The 14,473-nt window shown below is 47.3% G+C and carries 16 protein-coding genes; 8 read left to right on the top strand and 8 right to left on the bottom strand.

Features of this window, described 5'->3' with window-relative positions; all coding sequences use genetic code 11:
• Nucleotides 1-58: 58 nt before the first annotated feature.
• The 3 genes from MUCPA_RS25230 to MUCPA_RS25220 are packed head-to-tail and all read left to right on the top strand — an operon-like array spanning nt 59 to nt 2,999.
• Nucleotides 59-718 carry a metal-dependent transcriptional regulator gene (locus tag MUCPA_RS25230; RefSeq protein WP_008510213.1) on the top strand — a complete coding sequence of 220 codons (660 nt, stop codon included), beginning with the start codon at nt 59-61 and terminating at the stop codon, nt 716-718.
• A complete protein-coding gene (locus tag MUCPA_RS25225; protein ID WP_008510212.1) occupies nt 711-2,594 on the top strand; it encodes an Nramp family divalent metal transporter in 1,884 nt (627 codons plus the stop codon). The genes MUCPA_RS25230 and MUCPA_RS25225 overlap by 8 nt, the downstream gene beginning before the upstream one ends.
• An 18-nt stretch (nt 2,595-2,612) precedes the next feature.
• Nucleotides 2,613-2,999 (top strand): putative periplasmic lipoprotein, encoded by a 387-nt coding sequence (locus tag MUCPA_RS25220; RefSeq protein WP_008510209.1) that lies wholly within the window; start codon nt 2,613-2,615, stop codon nt 2,997-2,999.
• 207 nt (nt 3,000-3,206) lie between these two features.
• Here the strand turns inward: MUCPA_RS25220 and MUCPA_RS25215 are convergent, their stop codons facing one another.
• Both MUCPA_RS25215 and MUCPA_RS25210 read right to left on the bottom strand, forming a co-directional pair.
• On the bottom strand, nt 3,207-4,391 hold the full coding sequence (locus MUCPA_RS25215) for a molybdopterin molybdotransferase MoeA (protein WP_008510208.1): 1,185 nt from the start codon (nt 4,389-4,391) through the stop codon (nt 3,207-3,209).
• Between the two features lie 768 nt (nt 4,392-5,159).
• A complete protein-coding gene (locus MUCPA_RS25210; RefSeq protein ID WP_008504096.1) occupies nt 5,160-6,479 on the bottom strand; it encodes an IS4 family transposase in 1,320 nt (439 codons plus the stop codon).
• A gap of 74 nt (nt 6,480-6,553) precedes the next feature.
• Between MUCPA_RS25210 and MUCPA_RS25205 the strand changes: the two genes are divergently transcribed.
• A complete protein-coding gene (locus tag MUCPA_RS25205; RefSeq protein ID WP_008504097.1) occupies nt 6,554-6,757 on the top strand; it encodes a hypothetical protein in 204 nt (67 codons plus the stop codon).
• A 140-nt stretch (nt 6,758-6,897) separates the two neighbouring features.
• Here MUCPA_RS25205 and moaCB read toward each other — a convergent pair whose 3' ends face one another.
• The 3 genes from moaCB to MUCPA_RS25190 form a co-directional block, all read right to left on the bottom strand.
• Complete coding sequence (moaCB, locus tag MUCPA_RS25200) at nt 6,898-7,848, bottom strand: bifunctional molybdenum cofactor biosynthesis protein MoaC/MoaB (protein WP_008510206.1); 951 nt, start codon at nt 7,846-7,848, stop codon at nt 6,898-6,900.
• On the bottom strand, nt 7,848-8,687 hold the full coding sequence (locus MUCPA_RS25195; RefSeq protein WP_008510204.1) for an MOSC domain-containing protein: 840 nt from the start codon (nt 8,685-8,687) through the stop codon (nt 7,848-7,850). The genes moaCB and MUCPA_RS25195 overlap by 1 nt, the downstream gene beginning before the upstream one ends.
• A gap of 62 nt (nt 8,688-8,749) precedes the next feature.
• A complete protein-coding gene (locus tag MUCPA_RS25190) occupies nt 8,750-9,799 on the bottom strand; it encodes a HesA/MoeB/ThiF family protein (protein WP_008510202.1) in 1,050 nt (349 codons plus the stop codon).
• 104 nt (nt 9,800-9,903) lie between these two features.
• Between MUCPA_RS25190 and cobA the strand changes: the two genes are divergently transcribed.
• Entirely contained in the window at nt 9,904-10,632 is a 729-nt protein-coding gene (gene cobA, locus MUCPA_RS25185) for a uroporphyrinogen-III C-methyltransferase (RefSeq protein ID WP_008510200.1), read from the top strand.
• 146 nt (nt 10,633-10,778) lie between these two features.
• Here cobA and MUCPA_RS39315 read toward each other — a convergent pair whose 3' ends face one another.
• Nucleotides 10,779-10,910 (bottom strand): hypothetical protein, encoded by a 132-nt coding sequence (locus tag MUCPA_RS39315; RefSeq protein WP_262492963.1) that lies wholly within the window; start codon nt 10,908-10,910, stop codon nt 10,779-10,781.
• A 541-nt stretch (nt 10,911-11,451) separates the two neighbouring features.
• On the opposite strand from MUCPA_RS39315, the gene MUCPA_RS25180 reads away from it, so the two are divergent.
• Nucleotides 11,452-12,588, top strand: coding sequence for an XdhC family protein (locus MUCPA_RS25180; protein WP_008510198.1), 1,137 nt, complete (start codon nt 11,452-11,454; stop codon nt 12,586-12,588).
• A complete protein-coding gene (locus MUCPA_RS25175) occupies nt 12,585-13,163 on the top strand; it encodes a nucleotidyltransferase family protein (protein ID WP_008510196.1) in 579 nt (192 codons plus the stop codon). The genes MUCPA_RS25180 and MUCPA_RS25175 overlap by 4 nt, the downstream gene beginning before the upstream one ends.
• Before the next feature lie 126 nt (nt 13,164-13,289).
• On the opposite strand, the gene MUCPA_RS25170 is transcribed toward MUCPA_RS25175, so the two are convergent.
• Both MUCPA_RS25170 and MUCPA_RS25165 read right to left on the bottom strand, forming a co-directional pair.
• Nucleotides 13,290-13,703, bottom strand: coding sequence for a type II toxin-antitoxin system VapC family toxin (locus MUCPA_RS25170; RefSeq protein WP_008510195.1), 414 nt, complete (start codon nt 13,701-13,703; stop codon nt 13,290-13,292).
• On the bottom strand, nt 13,703-13,942 hold the full coding sequence (locus tag MUCPA_RS25165) for a DUF6364 family protein (RefSeq protein ID WP_008510194.1): 240 nt from the start codon (nt 13,940-13,942) through the stop codon (nt 13,703-13,705). Before MUCPA_RS25165 ends, MUCPA_RS25170 begins: the two co-directional genes overlap by 1 nt.
• Nucleotides 13,943-13,997: 55 nt before the next feature.
• Here MUCPA_RS25165 and MUCPA_RS37900 point away from each other — a divergent pair, with 55 nt between their 5' ends.
• Nucleotides 13,998-14,150, top strand: a complete 153-nt coding sequence (locus MUCPA_RS37900) for a hypothetical protein (protein WP_157543985.1) — start codon at nt 13,998-14,000, stop codon at nt 14,148-14,150.
• Nucleotides 14,151-14,473 lie beyond the last annotated feature (323 nt).

Raw genomic sequence — 14,473 nt, 5'->3', positions numbered from 1 at the left:
AAATTCTTTATTGTAAATAAATTTAGACTTGTCTAAATTTATGATTAGATTTGTTTAAATGAACTCGTATACCGAAGAGAACTACTTGAAAGCCATTTATCATTTATCGTTAACCAATGATAAAAGCGTAACTACAAACAGCATAGCTGCAGCCATGAGCACCAAGGCGGCCTCGGTAACAGATATGCTTAAAAAACTGGCCGAAAAAAAACTCATTAACTACGAGCGTTACCAGGGGGTAAGTTTAACCGCCGAGGGTAAAACCATAGCCATTAAAATTGTACGCAAGCACCGCCTGTGGGAATTTTTTCTGGTTGAAAAATTGCAGTTTAAGTGGGACGAAGTACACGAACTGGCCGAAGAACTGGAACATATTAAATCGGCCGAATTAATTGAGCGGCTGGATAAGTTTTTAGGCTTCCCCAAATACGATCCGCATGGCGACCCCATACCCGATGTTAACGGGCGCTTTAATATCAACGAGTTAAAACCGGTATCAACCCTTTTGGTTAACGACGGAGGCATTATTATGGGCGTGCGCGAGCATTTACCTCAATTTTTGCAATATCTCGAAAAAATGAGGCTCATCATTGGTAATAAAATCACCGTGACCGACATTGCGGCTTACGATCAATCGGTCCAACTCAAATTAAACGATAACGAAACAGTGAACATCAGCAGGGATGTGGCTAAAAATATACTGGTAAAATATGACTGAAAAACACGGCGAATCGCTCGCCAACGTACATGGCTCGGTTGATACCCAGGGAAAACTGGGCTGGAAAAAAATAATGGCTTTTTTAGGCCCCGCTTATTTGGTAAGTGTAGGCTATATGGACCCCGGTAACTGGGCCACCGATTTAGCCGGCGGGAGCGAGTTTGGTTACAAGCTCATCTGGATCTTGTTTCTATCCAACCTCATTGCCTTATTGCTGCAATCGTTAAGCACGCGCCTGGGCATTGTGCGCGGGCTTGATCTGGCCCAGGCCTCAAAAAATACCTACAACCGCTTTGTTAACTTTTGCCTTTATATTTTAGCGCAGATAGCCATTATAGCCTGCGACCTGGCCGAAATTATAGGTATGGCCATAGGCCTGCAGCTGCTGTTTCACCTGCCCTTGCTCTGGGGTGTATCGCTCACCATAAGCGATACCGTGCTGCTCCTGTTTTTAATGAACAAGGGCATGCGCAAACTGGAAGGGTTTATCATATCCATGATATTTATCATCGGCCTCTCTTTCCTGGTAGAGATGTTTATCGTTAAGCCCGATTTTGCCGAGGTGGCCAAAGGCTTTATCCCCGGCAATTTAAGCGGAAGCGCCCTGTACATAGCCATCGGTATTATCGGCGCCACGGTTATGCCGCATAATTTATACCTGCACTCGTCGCTGGTGCAAACCCGCAAAATCGACCGTAGCCACGAGGGTATTAAAGCCGCCATTCGCTTTAATTTTATGGATACTGCCATCGCCCTAAACCTGGCATTTTTAGTAAACGCCGCCATCCTTATTTTGGCTGCCAGCGCCTTTTTCCGCAACGGCTATTTTAAAATTGCCGAAATACAGGATGCCTATAAACTCCTCGAACATATTTTTGGTTCTCTTGCCCCTGCCCTGTTCGCCATCGCCCTAATCGCCTCCGGCCAAAGCTCTACCATTACCGGTACCCTTGCCGGGCAAATTATTATGGAAGGGCATATTAACCTGCGTATCCAACCCTGGCTGCGCCGTCTGTTAACGCGCCTGCTGGCCATTTTACCCGCCGTACTCACCATTGTGTACTTTGGCGACGAAGCCCTCGGCAGCCTCATTATTTTAAGCCAGGTGGTATTGAGCCTGCAACTCGGCTTTGCCGTTATCCCGCTCATCCACTTTACATCCGATAAGGAGCGTATGGGTAAATTTGCCATCGGCTTAAAAGTAAAAATACTGGCCTGGACAAGCGCCGCCCTTATTGTGGTGCTCAACATCAAGTTGGTGGTAGGCCAAATTATCGACTGGATTAACCAATACCCCGCCGCCCAGGGCTGGATATACGCCATCGTTATACCCTTAACTTTGGCCATCCTGGTGCTGCTGCTGTATGTGTTTTTTAAACCGCTTATTTTAAGGCGCCACGAATTGCCCGCCCGCGTACCGCATGGCCTTGCCACAGCCATTACCGATCTGGCCGCTACCACATACAGCCACATCGGCATCACCATCGATTTTTCAAACAACGATCGCGATTCCATCCGTCACGGACTGATGCAAGGCGGTAAAAACGCCGAGTACACGCTCATCCACATTGTTGAAACCGCCGCAGCCAACTATCATGGCACCGAAGTGCTTGACCACGAAACACTAAGCGATAAAGAAAACCTGGACAAGTATGTAAGCACCCTCAACACCCTGGGCTACCATGCACACGCACAAATAGGCTACGGCCCCGCAGCAACCGCCATAACGCAAATTGTAAAAAACGACCAGATAGACTTTTTGGTAATGGGCGCTCACGGCCACAAGGCTTTAAAAGATCTCATCTTCGGCACCACGGTTGATAAGGTGCGCCACCGGGTTAACATCCCCATATTAATTGTAAAACCAGGGGCCTAAAACGTATAGGTATAACACATGATGAAACACCTATTTATTGCGGCCATCAGTTGCTTATTGCTCTGCTCGTGCGCCAATAGCGGCAGGTTATATTTCGATATCAAAAGCCAGGCTATCGTTGCCTGTAGCGGCCACATCGCCGAAATTGATATCGAAACGCCTACCAACACAATTGTTGTTAAAAGCAAGGCGGCTAACAAACCTATCCGCATAGGCAAACCCAACCCAGATTATCAAATCAGTATCGACGGCGAAAGTCAGCCCGGATACGAAATCATCCTGCAGCCGCATACCAGCTACATCGTGCGGACCGAAAACGGCAGCGACGACGGGCCGGGCGCACTAACCCTATCCACCAATGCCGAAGGAATGGTAATGAGCGCATCACATACCGACTGCAATTAAAACAGACAGACGGCGCGTTAAAAGAACCACGCCAATACGCTAAGAAACAAAACATAAAAACTTTGCGCCTTAGCGTCTTGGCGTGCAAAATACCCTAACTTAATAGGGTGGGCGTTTCCCTCCTCCGTCGGGCCGGGCTCTCCGCTTATACTGCGCAGGCCTTAGCCACAGGGCCAGTATCCGCTGCCATCCCTAACGCAAATCCGTTTAAAACAACAAATAGCTTACGCTGTCGCCATCGTTCAGCTCATCCGCATCGCAGGGTTGCAAGGCCAGTGCATCGGCATTTAAACCCAAACGGATATCGCCCGAGGTATTGATGGGTATAAGGTTTACGGCAATAGGCTCGCCCGAAATACTAACCGGAAAAAACTCATCAAAGCCACTACTCCGTTTGCGTTTGCCGTTAAAAGGCAAGGTTAAAATACGGGGCATCCCCAAACCAAAGCACACCGATAAATAAGCTTCAATAAACAACTTAAAGGTAACCATGCACGAGAATGGGTTACCCGGCAAAGCAAAAACCAAGCCGCCCATGGGCAGCTGCCCGCACCAGATAGGTTTACCCGGCCTGATGGATAGCTTATGAAAAAGTTTTTTAACGCCGAGGCCCTCCAACACCTCGGGCAGATAATCGGCATCACCGGCAGATACGCCACCGCAGGTAATGATGATATCAAAACCCAATACCGTTTTTAACGTTTCGGCCAGGTGCTGCTTATCATCAATAACATGGTTGCAAACGGCAGGTTTAATCAGCCATTTTTTTAGCAAACTCTGCAACAGGTATTCGTTGCTATTGCGGATCTGGTGAGGCTTAATGGCTGCCGAAACCTCCACCACCTCATCGCCGGTAGTAAACAGGGCCACTTTGGGTAAGCTGGCCACCATAACACGGTGCCTGCCCAATGTGGCCAGCAAACTTACCACGGCAGGTGTGCAAAGCGTATTGGCGCTTAAAATACCGGTGCCAGCCTTTATATCTTCGCCCTGGCGGGCTATGTTTTGATAAGGCCGCATAGTTTCCAAACTAAAGCTCACGTTGCCATCAACCTGCGTGGCATCTTCGCGGCGGATAACCGCGTTTGCCGATAGCGGCACCGGCGCGCCCGTCATTATTTTATAGCAATAGCCGGCTTGCAGGCCAGCCTCGCCTACCTGGCCAGCGTAAATTACCTGCTGCACCTTAAACGCGCGGGTGCCGCTTTCCCAATCCGCAGTACTAATGGCGTAACCATCCATGGTGGCACGGTTAAAAGGCGGGTAATCACGGTCGGCCGCTACGTCTTCGGCCAGCACGCGGCCATCGGCATCGTCCAGGCTGATGTACTCCGTACCGAAAGACCGGGATAAGGAGGTGATGAGTTGTTGAGCTTGTATGTAGTTGAGCATAGTGGTAATTTGTTTAACAGGCATCATTTTTTTTGCGTAAGCAGGGCGGTTATGCAGCTTCGCTCTGTATAGCTTAAAGATTGCTTCGTCGTTACTCCCTATAATGACGCGCTGTTAAGATACTGATTATCAGTGCGTCTATTTTTGCTCTAATAATCAGTATTCTCAATTTTGATCATCGGCACGCTCAATCGCCGCGTGAAGGGCTGTTACTTTTGTCTTGACACAAAAGTAACCAAAAAGTCAAGACTGCCCGATCCTTCCGCCCACAGGCCAGCTCCCGGCCCGGCGTGCAGTCTGGCTTTTGCGCACTTTCTTTCTGCACCTAACAATCTACAAGGTTCAAACGTCATCCCTATTTTTTTTCCGGCTGTCCGGATCGGATACCCAGGATGACAGTTTGCGCGCATAAAAAAAGGGTGTCATGCTGAGCCTGTCGAAGCACGGTGTGGTGGCCTCTGCAAGCGGCATCCGTTGTCATTTCCCCCTTCACACACCGCGGTGTTAAAATCCTCAATGACGATCGTTTAAGCACACTGACTATCAGCGCAATTACATCACATATCCAAGCGTCATTGCGAGGAACGAAGCAATCTCTACTGAGGCAGAGCCGCCGTGCAGATTTGCCCTGTATAGCTTAGAGATTGCTTCGTCGTTCCTCCTCGCAATGACGACCGTTTTAGCCCCCTATAAACCGCGTAGCGCTCATGCACACCCAAACAAACCAAAGCCCCCTCTAAATCTCCCCCGGTAGGCATATGCGTCAACCTAAGGTAAAAAGGCAATATCGAAATCCTGTTCAAAATTGGGTCTGACTCTTTTATCGTAGGAGCAGTACCTGGCTAAAGTAATTAGATGATATCCTATCTTGCCCTTATAACTTTCTATGGCTTTAACGACCTGTATTATTTTAGAGGCATTTTTTATGAGATACCGGACTACTTTTATCATACTCAAGCCCCTTTTCTGATGTTTTTTGATGATCATTCTGGCAGGCGAAAAGATATACTGGATGTAAATGATGATCATGATAAATCTCGCATAAAGGATAAGTGACAGTTGTTTTTTCGAAACATTATGGATCTTAGAAAACTCCATGTTACTTTTCCAGGATTTGAATATGATTTCAATCCGCCACCTCAGGCTATATACTTTGAAAAGAAAGTTATAATCTGCGTCCTGTCTGGAAATGGTAGTCATAAAAATGGACCATGACATCAGGGCCAGGCACTCTTTACCCGGTTCCTTTTTGGCCTCTTTCTTAGCCTTCATCCTGCGCCTGTTTGCAATTTCGTCACTTACAGGCAAGGCGACTATCCTGATTTTTGTACCTTTTTCATTATTTAAAGTAACCTCAAAATCAAGCTGTTTTTTTGATTGTAATTCGGTGAGCAGGTTAATTCTTTCTTTTGTTTGGCTGTCTAAAAGTACTATATTACTCTGATGCCTGTATATGCAGTCCGCTTCTGCTGTCCAATGCCTCTCGATTTCTTTAAGGGTTAGATACCCCCTGTCCCGAATAACAAGGTCGCCCTTTTCTATCGTTAATTCGGGGGCGGCTTTCTGATCGTTCTTAGTATAAGAATCGATGGTAAAATAAATAAAGCTTTCAGTTATCAAATCGTAAACACACTGAATCCGGGCATTACAAACACTGGACTGGGCGTTGGAGACGCCCGAAAAAAAGCCAAACAACCTAAGGGGCAACTTAATGATTGTGCTGTCCTGCACTAAAACACGCTTAAATTTACCTGCCCTGCGCAATGAATCGATTTCTTCCTTTCCGATTCTACTGATAATAACAAGGGCCAGTATCTTTTTTAAAAAAAGCACACATGATTCTTTGCTTGTCTTTTTTGCAATTGCCTGCCTACTTACAGAAACAGTAGTTTCCGCATCTATTTTTGCCGCCAGATCATTAAAGCTAACCGTTCCATGCGTGGCCGCGCAGCAAATGGCATATAAAATATCGGCAGGCTCTATAAGACCTTTCCGTATCAGAAATCCGGTATCAATTGCTATTTTCTTTATTTGATCAGCACCAATGTTCATGGCATTTAGCAACGCTAAAAAATCGACCTTTTTCATTATGTCTTTTTGATTAATGGGTAAAATAATTTATATTTACATAGTATATATACTATGTAAATTAATCAAAAAAAATGGGATATAAAGTAAAAGTTCAAAAAGTTGAGCGAGGAGGCACCAAATCGTTTTATGTAAACTTCCCGGCAGCAGTTGCCGATGCTTGCCTGTTAGAAAAAGGCGAAGAAATGGAATGGTTGATAGAAGATAGAAATAGCTTCGTACTAAAACGTGTAAAGAAAGCCAAAACTAATCTTCCCAAACAAGAAAAAGACAAGTGAAATTAATCGCGCAAACATCTTCTCCAATAATGTAAGGTGTTAGGTTGACGCATATGCCCGGTAGGGGAGACTTTTTCCTTTCTTTTTTTAAGTCCTCCCTACCGGGGAGGATTTAGGTGGGGCTTTTGGGTGGGGCTTCCTCAATGCCCCTCGCCCAATATCATTTTACGCGCATGGAAAACGCCCGGCAAAATAGCTTCGAGCGATTCTTTTACGCCGCCTACGCTGCCGGGTAGCGTAACCACCAGGCTTTGGGCTATGGTGCCCGCTACTCCCCTGCTCATCATGGCCAGGGGGGTGCGCTGCTGCCCGTAGCCGCGCATAGCTTCGGCAATGCCTTCGGCTTCGTGTTCTAACAGGGCCTTTACGGCGCTTACCGTGTTATCGCGGGGGCCAAGGCCTGTGCCGCCTGTGGTAAATATAAAGTGGATATCCTGCGCTACCCAGGCTTTAATTTGCTGCTGTATCTGCAATACATCGTCGGCAACCACCTGGTAATCTACTACATCGGCATTAACTTCCTTCAGCATCTCTATCATCAGCTTGCCGCTTTTATCTTCGCGGGTACCGGCGGCGGTAGAGTCCGAACAAACCAGTACCGCGCAGATGGGCGGTGTGGCAAAAAAGCGCTCCCTGTCGCTTTTGCCGCCGCGTTTTTGCAATAACTTAATGTGGCCAATCTCCAGCTGTTTATCAACCGGTTTCAGCATATCATAGATCTCCAGGGCGGCTATAGATACGGCAGTGAGCATCTCCATTTCTATCCCTGTACGGCCAATGGACTTGGCATTGCCGGTAATCACAATTCCGGAACGGTTAAATACCGCAGCATCAAAATATTCGGCATGCTTTTCCGTATCCAAAAACTCAAAGCTCATATCCATACCGTCAATTTGCACGGGGTGGCAGTGTGGCAGCAGTTGCGGCGTTAACTTTGCGCCAATAAAACCGGCGGCCCGGGCTACATCAAACAGGTTACCCTTGGGTAAAGCGTCGGTTTTAATCAGTTGGATGGTCTCGGGCGTACAAAAAATAACACCAATGGCCCTGGCAGTGCGCAGGGTGATCTGTTTATGAGTAATATCGCGCATCAGGGTAAAAGCCTTAGTGAGTTTAACATTTCTTTAGTTTCTATCAGTTCAATGGCATCGCCAACGGTAACAAGGCCCTCGCCGGCATGTACTAAGTTTTGCCCCAGGTAAACCTTGTTATTGTTTCGGCGGTAAAGGGCCAGGGTGCGGGTAGGCTCTTTAGCCGCCAGCCCGGTATCCTGATTTATGGTTGGTATGTTGCAGCGGGCGCACAATTTCGATCCAAAAAAATCAACGCCACCTATTTTAAAATGCGCCATGGTATCTTCCTGGTAAGGTTCGCCTCCGGCAAAAACGAGGTTGGCCCTGAACCTGTTCAGCGGAATTTGCTCCGGAAGGCGGGCGTTCAAATCGTCCATCGAGGCTTGGCCCAGCAATAAAAAAGGATAGGCATCGCTAAACGAAGTTATTTTGCGCGATGCAACATATTTAGCCTCCGGGTCAACAATGCGCTGCGAATCATCGGGCATATAAACCAGCCTGCAGGTAGCGCCCAACATCCGCGAGAACCACTCATCCGCTTTGGCGCTCACATATTGGCCCATGCATGTATCATCCCAAACGGTAAACTGCCCGGTTTGGTTGGTTTGTGGTACAAAAGGAATTAACAGCTGATCTGCCGACGTCAAATGGCTCACCAACAAGCCATCCGCCAGGATATTAACCCTTAAAAGCGCCATTTGGGCAAACTCACGCTGCGACAAAAAACGGTTGGCCCCGTCAACCAGCATCCAGCGCCTGTCGTGCTCAAAGCCGCGGTCGGTTACCTTTGCCGATGTAAGCTCAACCCCGCCGAGGGATTTGATGGGGTAAACAAATAATTTACTAACGCGCAACATGGTATAAAGGTAACAAGGTAATTTAAAACTAATTGCTTTTTTTAGCGCCTACGTTAATCACGTTAATCATCCAAAGCGTTCAGGCCGCCGCGTAAACTACGCGCCTGGCTGTAACCCGCCTTGCGTAAAATTTGCACGGCGGCGCTGCTGCGCGTTCCCTGCTGGCAATAAAATATCAGTTGCCGGTGTTTTAACAGGGCCGAAAAATCATGATTATTGATGCTGTGCAAGGGAATGTGCTGGCCGCCTATGTGGTGCTCATCGCGCTCCCAATCCTCGCGCACATCTATCAGTTCATAAGCATCGCGCGGCAGCGCCAAAAATTCTTCTGGCGAAATATCGGTGACCGCTTCGGGCTCCTTAAACCGGGCCATGCTTACCGCCCTGTTTTTTGGGTCCTGCTTATAGTTAATGGCGCGGAAGGATACCGCCAGGGCATCAAACATCACCAGTTTATTAGCCAGCACTTCGCTGTTCTGCAAAATCACCTTCACCACTTCGCCGGCCATCAGGGTGCCTATCATCCCGGTTATAATGTTGTAGGCGCCAACATCGGCACAGGAGGGTATAAAGGATTCGGCACCTGCCTCGGGGAAAAGGCAGCGCAGCGTGGCCGATTGATGATAGTTAAACACCGTAACATGGCCCTCGGTTTGGTAAATGGCGCCGTAAATTAGCGGCTTATTTAAGTACACGCAGGCATCGTTAATTAAATACCGCACGGCAAAATTATCGGTGCCATCCACTACCACATCATATTGGGCCATCAACTCAAGCACGTTGCTTTGATCTACCGGAAATTGATGTTCGTTAATGCTGATATGCGGATTATGCTGCAGCAATCTTTTTTTGGCTATCGCGGCTTTAGGCTGGCCAATATCCTCAATAGAATACAATACCTGCCGGTGCAGGTTACTGAGCGATACGGTATCGAAATCAGCTATCCCGATAGTGCCGATGCCGCATCCCGCCAGGTACAATAAACAAGGGCAGCCCAGGCCACCTGCGCCAATCACTAATACTTTGGCGCCGGCCAGTTTTACTTGTCCCTTAGCACCAATAAAATTAAGTTTACTGTGACTTTGGTAATATGCTTGCGATGTGTTTGTCATGCTGGAGTGGTACAACCTTTTACAAACCTATAAAAACGCCGCGTTTATTAGGTTTGTTTTAGCTAAGTTTTTAAGTTAGCGGAAGCTTAACTTAACACCCTTTGATGGAAGATAGAACGATTATACCCGAACTGTATGTAATGGGCGCCGGCCCCGGCGACCCTGAACTGATTACGGTGAAAGGGCATAAAATTTTGCAACAGGCCAATGTGGTGCTTTATGATAACCTGGCCAGCAAAGAGCTGCTGAGTATTACCCGCGACGATTGCGAAAAAATTTATGTAGGCAAGCGCCCTTACGGGGATTATACCCCACAGGAGCGCATACTGGAACTGATTAAAGAAAAAACCTTTGAAAAAGGCCTGGTGGTGCGCCTTAAAGGCGGCGACCCGTTTATTTTTGGACGCGGCTACGAAGAGATTTTATTTGCCCGTGAGCATGGCATTAAAACCCATTTTATCCCGGGAATTACCAGCATGCAGGCCAGCGGTTTTTTAGATATCCCCCTTACCCACCGCTCTGTGAGCGAAAGTGTATGGATGGTTACCGGAACCAAAAAAGATGGCCGCCTATCTGCCGACTTGCGCTTAGCCATGGAAAGCAACGCCACCGTGGTGGTTTACATGGGCATGAAAAAGCTGCCCGAAATAGTGCAAACCTATATCGACGCCGGTAACGGCAACATGCCCGCCGCCATTATACAACATGCATCGCTGCCACAACAAAAATCGGTGAAGGGTGTTATACAGGATATGCCCCAACTGGCAGAAGAGCACCACCTCACCCACCCCGCTATTATTATTATCGGCAGGGTGGTTGAGGTGGTTGAATGATTGAGTGATTGAATGATTGATTTTTGATTGGATGAATAATTGATTCAACCTGCCTCATGTATGCCATCTTCGCGCACAAAAAAAGGGTGCCATGTTGAGTATCCGACCCGCCCAGCCGGAAAAAACAGGGATGACATTCGAACCCTTTAGGCTGTTTTGTGCAAAAAGAAAAGTGCGCAATGGCCCGACTGCACGCCGGGCCGGGAGTTGGCTTGTGGGTGGAAGGATCGGGCAGTCTTGACGTTATTCACCTGTTGTTTGTTTTTTAAGGTGTTCATGAGCTCCCTACGGTCGGTTTTTTGGTTCTTTTTGTGTCAAGACAAAAAGAACGAAGCCCTTCCCGCAGCGTTTGAGCGGGCCGATGTTCTAAATAAAGAATACTGACGATCAGAGCAAAAATAGACGCACTGATAATCAACGCCTTAATAATACGTCATTATAAGCCCGTCGAAACACGGAGCGGCGGCCTTTTACGGGCGACAGGCCTTGCGCCATGCTTAGCCAGCGTAGAAACCGGACGGTAAAAGATTTGACAACTTTTAAAAAGTTGTCAAATCTGGTTGGAGCAGAGCCGCGGGTGCCGGGCATGCGGTATACTTATCGAGTGCAGAAGTTCCCTCCCTCCGGTCGGGATGACAAATTTTTAGAGGGGTGTTGAAGTTATTGATTGAGTTATTGAATGATTGATTTTTGATTGGTGTAATGGATGGATAGTGCTGAATGATTGAACGAATGTTGAATTGTTGGTTTTTGATTGGATAGTTGATTGATTTGACTCAAGACTCTCGGCTCAAGACTCCAGACTCAAAAAAAGAGTATATGAAAGAAATACAAGACATTCTAAAGGCCTACGCGCTGGCCAGTGAACAGGGTAAGCAAACCGCCCTGGCTACGGTGGTGCTGGTTGAGGGCTCGGCTTACCGGCGGGCCGGGGCCCGTATGCTGGTTACCGACGACGGGCAGCTTACCGGCGCCATCAGCGGCGGATGCCTGGAGGGCGATGCCCTGCGCAAGGCGCGCTTAGTAATGGCACAGCAACAGCCTATGCTGGTTACCTACGATACCATGGACGATGATGATGCCAAATTAGGCGTGGGCCTGGGCTGCAATGGCATTATCCACATCCTGATCGAGCCCATCCATCCTCAAAACAGCAACAACCCGATACAACTGCTGGGCATCGCGTTAAGCAAAAGGCAAAACGCGGTGCTGGTTACTTTATTTTCGCTGCAAAACCGCAAGGCGGAGCAGCCCGGCACCTGCCTGCTGTTATCGGATGGGGAAGCCGTTTTTAGCCCTTTAAATGATGAGGTGCTGAAGGGCGCTTTAACCAACGATGCTTTACAGGTACTCCGGTCGGCACAATCCATCACCAAAACATACTTCGCTCAAACAGCATACACCGGCTTTGTTGAATATTTAAAACCTGCAATCTCCCTGGTTATTGTTGGCGCCGGGAACGATGCCATCCCCCTAAACCAACTGGCCCACGTGATGGGTTGGGATATTACCGTTGTTGACGGGCGGGCCAATTACGCCCTGCCAGAGCGCTTCCCCGGAGCCAAACAGGTAATTGTGGCCAAACCCGAACAGGTACTCACAAAAATAGCGGCCGACGGCCTTACCGCCATAGTGCTCATGACCCATAATTACAATTACGAAATAGCCTTACTAAAGGAGCTTTTACCCAAGGCGATGCCTTATATAGGGGTGCTTGGCCCCAAAAAGAAACTCGACCGCATGCTTGCCGAGCTGGAAGACGGCGGCATGAGCATCACACCGCAACAGCTGCAAAATGTTTACGGCCCGGTTGGCCTGGATATCGGATCGGAAGGGTCCGAAGAGATAGCGCTCTCCATTGTGGCCGAAATTAAGGCGGTTTTATCGGGCAGAAAGGGTTATTCGCTCAAGCAAAAGGCCATGGCCATCCACACACCCGAACCGGAAGTAAAATGACGGGCCTGGTTATCTTAGCCGCGGGCCAGTCGAGCCGCCTGGGTCAGCCCAAACAGAACCTGCTCTATAAGGGCAAAACCCTGCTGCAACATGCCCTGGTAGCGGCAACAGGCTCCGGATGCCAGCCTATAGTATTGGTATTGGGCGCACATACCGCCGCCATTGAGCCGGGTATTGAGGGCCACGCGATCCAGGTTATCCATAATGCCGACTGGCCCGAAGGCATGGCATCATCTATCCGCGCGGGCATCATCCAGTTACAACAAAACCCGGAGGTTGACAGTGCACTAATGATGCTGTGCGACCAGCCCTTTGCCAATGCCCAACTGCTTACCAGCCTGCTTAACAAGCGCCAAGAAACCGGTAAAGGCATTATTGCCTGCACCTACAATGGCACCGCAGGCGTACCCGTACTATTCGACCGGCAATACTTTACCGAACTGCTCAGCTTAAAAGGCCACGAAGGAGCTAAAAAATTATTGGCCCGCTACGCGGATGATACCACGCTTGTTGATTTTGCCCACGGCGGGGTTGATATTGATACCATGGAGGATTACGAGGGTTTGGTTGGATAGTTATGGGCTGAAGATGCAGGAAAAATGATTTCCGCCGGTGCGATTCCACTTTTGAGAGATGGAGAGAAGTATGTTTAGCCCGGCGATAAATTTACATACCCGGTTATTTTACTTTGCAGGCTTATCTTACAAATATGCCATCACTTCATCGGGTGGCAACACCTTTATTTCGGCATCTTTAAAGTCCTTTAAATTCCTGGTCACTATAAAATCTATAGCAGTCACAGATCCTGCGGCAACGATCTGAATAGCATCTTCAAAGTCTTTATGTTTGGATAGGAGACTTTTTTTAATAATGGTATTGTCGATAGCCACCAGATCAATAAAATCTAATAAGGAATATAACAGTTCCCTTAATTCCTTTTCCTCAACATGTTTTTTTAATAAATAATGTGTGGTAGCAAAAGCATGTGAGGAGGTAAAAAGCTTTACTTTTTTCTTTTCCGCCATATCAAAAAGGGCTATGGCAAACTTGCTAAACGGCGGCCTATGAGCCAGCAAGTCGATAAGGATATTGGTGTCTACAAATACATTTCTCATCAATGCTTGTTTTCAAAATAGGCACGCAGTTCTTTTTTTTCATCAAAATCTGCAGGCAGGGTAACCGAACCAGCGAGCTTTTTCAGTTTTGGAGAAATTTGCATTGCAGGTTGATCTTCAGTAAGGGTTTCCAAATAGTTTTCAATCAATTCTGATAAACTTCTGCCAGTATGCTTAGCGTACAATTTGGCTTTTTTTATCACATCCGCTTCTACTGTTAATGTTAGTTTCGTCGTCATAATACGTGCGTTTTATATAAAGATACGTAGTGCTTAAGAAATTTCAAATTATTAAATGAATTATAGCGTGCACCTACAAAGGCACCATAGCGTGCGCGTGCCTGTACTGTTCAGCCGGAAATACTTTGCCGAACTGCTCAGCCTACAAGGCCACGAGAGCGCAAAAAAATTGTTAGCCCGCTATACGCTGATGATCCGCGCTTATTGATTTTACCAACGGTGGAGTTGATATTGATACCATGGGCGATTACGAGGGTTTGGTTGGATAATGAGGTCATGATCTCTTAGTGAAACTTTTATAGGTTTCTAAAGTTTACCAAGACTTAAGGTCATTTTGGTATTGCACATTAAAATTAGCAGATTTTAAGGCGAAACATATTTTTAAAATAGATTTTTAATGCCACAAAAGCCATTGGCCTTAAAATATTTTAATTTTAATGTCAATAACACTTGTGTTCTATGTAAAGATATGTACCACCTTAAAAATGATCAAACTAAGGTAAGCTTATCTTGTAGTAAAGTATATCATGT

It is taken from the genome of Mucilaginibacter paludis DSM 18603, assembly GCF_000166195.2.
Taxonomy (GTDB): Bacteria; Bacteroidota; Bacteroidia; order Sphingobacteriales; family Sphingobacteriaceae; genus Mucilaginibacter; species Mucilaginibacter paludis.
The sequence above is the reverse complement of the archived record's forward strand: the minus strand, read 5'-3'. Positions and strand labels throughout refer to the sequence as shown.

Excerpts from the sequence above, each read along its gene's own strand:
- MUCPA_RS25190 (WP_008510202.1), bottom strand. The coding sequence starts at position 9,799 with ATGACAAACACATCGCAAGCATATTACCAAAGTCACAGTAAACTTAAT.
- MUCPA_RS25220 (WP_008510209.1), top strand. The coding sequence starts at position 2,613 with ATGATGAAACACCTATTTATTGCGGCCATCAGTTGCTTATTGCTCTGC.
- MUCPA_RS39315 (WP_262492963.1), bottom strand. The coding sequence starts at position 10,910 with ATGAACACCTTAAAAAACAAACAACAGGTGAATAACGTCAAGACTGCC.
- MUCPA_RS25175 (WP_008510196.1), top strand. The coding sequence starts at position 12,585 with ATGACGGGCCTGGTTATCTTAGCCGCGGGCCAGTCGAGCCGCCTGGGT.
- MUCPA_RS25165 (WP_008510194.1), bottom strand. The coding sequence starts at position 13,942 with ATGACGACGAAACTAACATTAACAGTAGAAGCGGATGTGATAAAAAAA.
- MUCPA_RS25205 (WP_008504097.1), top strand. The coding sequence starts at position 6,554 with ATGGGATATAAAGTAAAAGTTCAAAAAGTTGAGCGAGGAGGCACCAAA.
- MUCPA_RS25180 (WP_008510198.1), top strand. The coding sequence starts at position 11,452 with ATGAAAGAAATACAAGACATTCTAAAGGCCTACGCGCTGGCCAGTGAA.
- MUCPA_RS25210 (WP_008504096.1), bottom strand. The coding sequence starts at position 6,479 with ATGAAAAAGGTCGATTTTTTAGCGTTGCTAAATGCCATGAACATTGGT.
- MUCPA_RS25230 (WP_008510213.1), top strand. The coding sequence starts at position 59 with ATGAACTCGTATACCGAAGAGAACTACTTGAAAGCCATTTATCATTTA.
- moaCB (WP_008510206.1), bottom strand. The coding sequence starts at position 7,848 with ATGCGCGATATTACTCATAAACAGATCACCCTGCGCACTGCCAGGGCC.
- MUCPA_RS25225 (WP_008510212.1), top strand. The coding sequence starts at position 711 with ATGACTGAAAAACACGGCGAATCGCTCGCCAACGTACATGGCTCGGTT.
- MUCPA_RS37900 (WP_157543985.1), top strand. The coding sequence starts at position 13,998 with ATGAATTATAGCGTGCACCTACAAAGGCACCATAGCGTGCGCGTGCCT.
- MUCPA_RS25195 (WP_008510204.1), bottom strand. The coding sequence starts at position 8,687 with ATGTTGCGCGTTAGTAAATTATTTGTTTACCCCATCAAATCCCTCGGC.
- MUCPA_RS25170 (WP_008510195.1), bottom strand. The coding sequence starts at position 13,703 with ATGAGAAATGTATTTGTAGACACCAATATCCTTATCGACTTGCTGGCT.
- cobA (WP_008510200.1), top strand. The coding sequence starts at position 9,904 with ATGGAAGATAGAACGATTATACCCGAACTGTATGTAATGGGCGCCGGC.
- MUCPA_RS25215 (WP_008510208.1), bottom strand. The coding sequence starts at position 4,391 with ATGCTCAACTACATACAAGCTCAACAACTCATCACCTCCTTATCCCGG.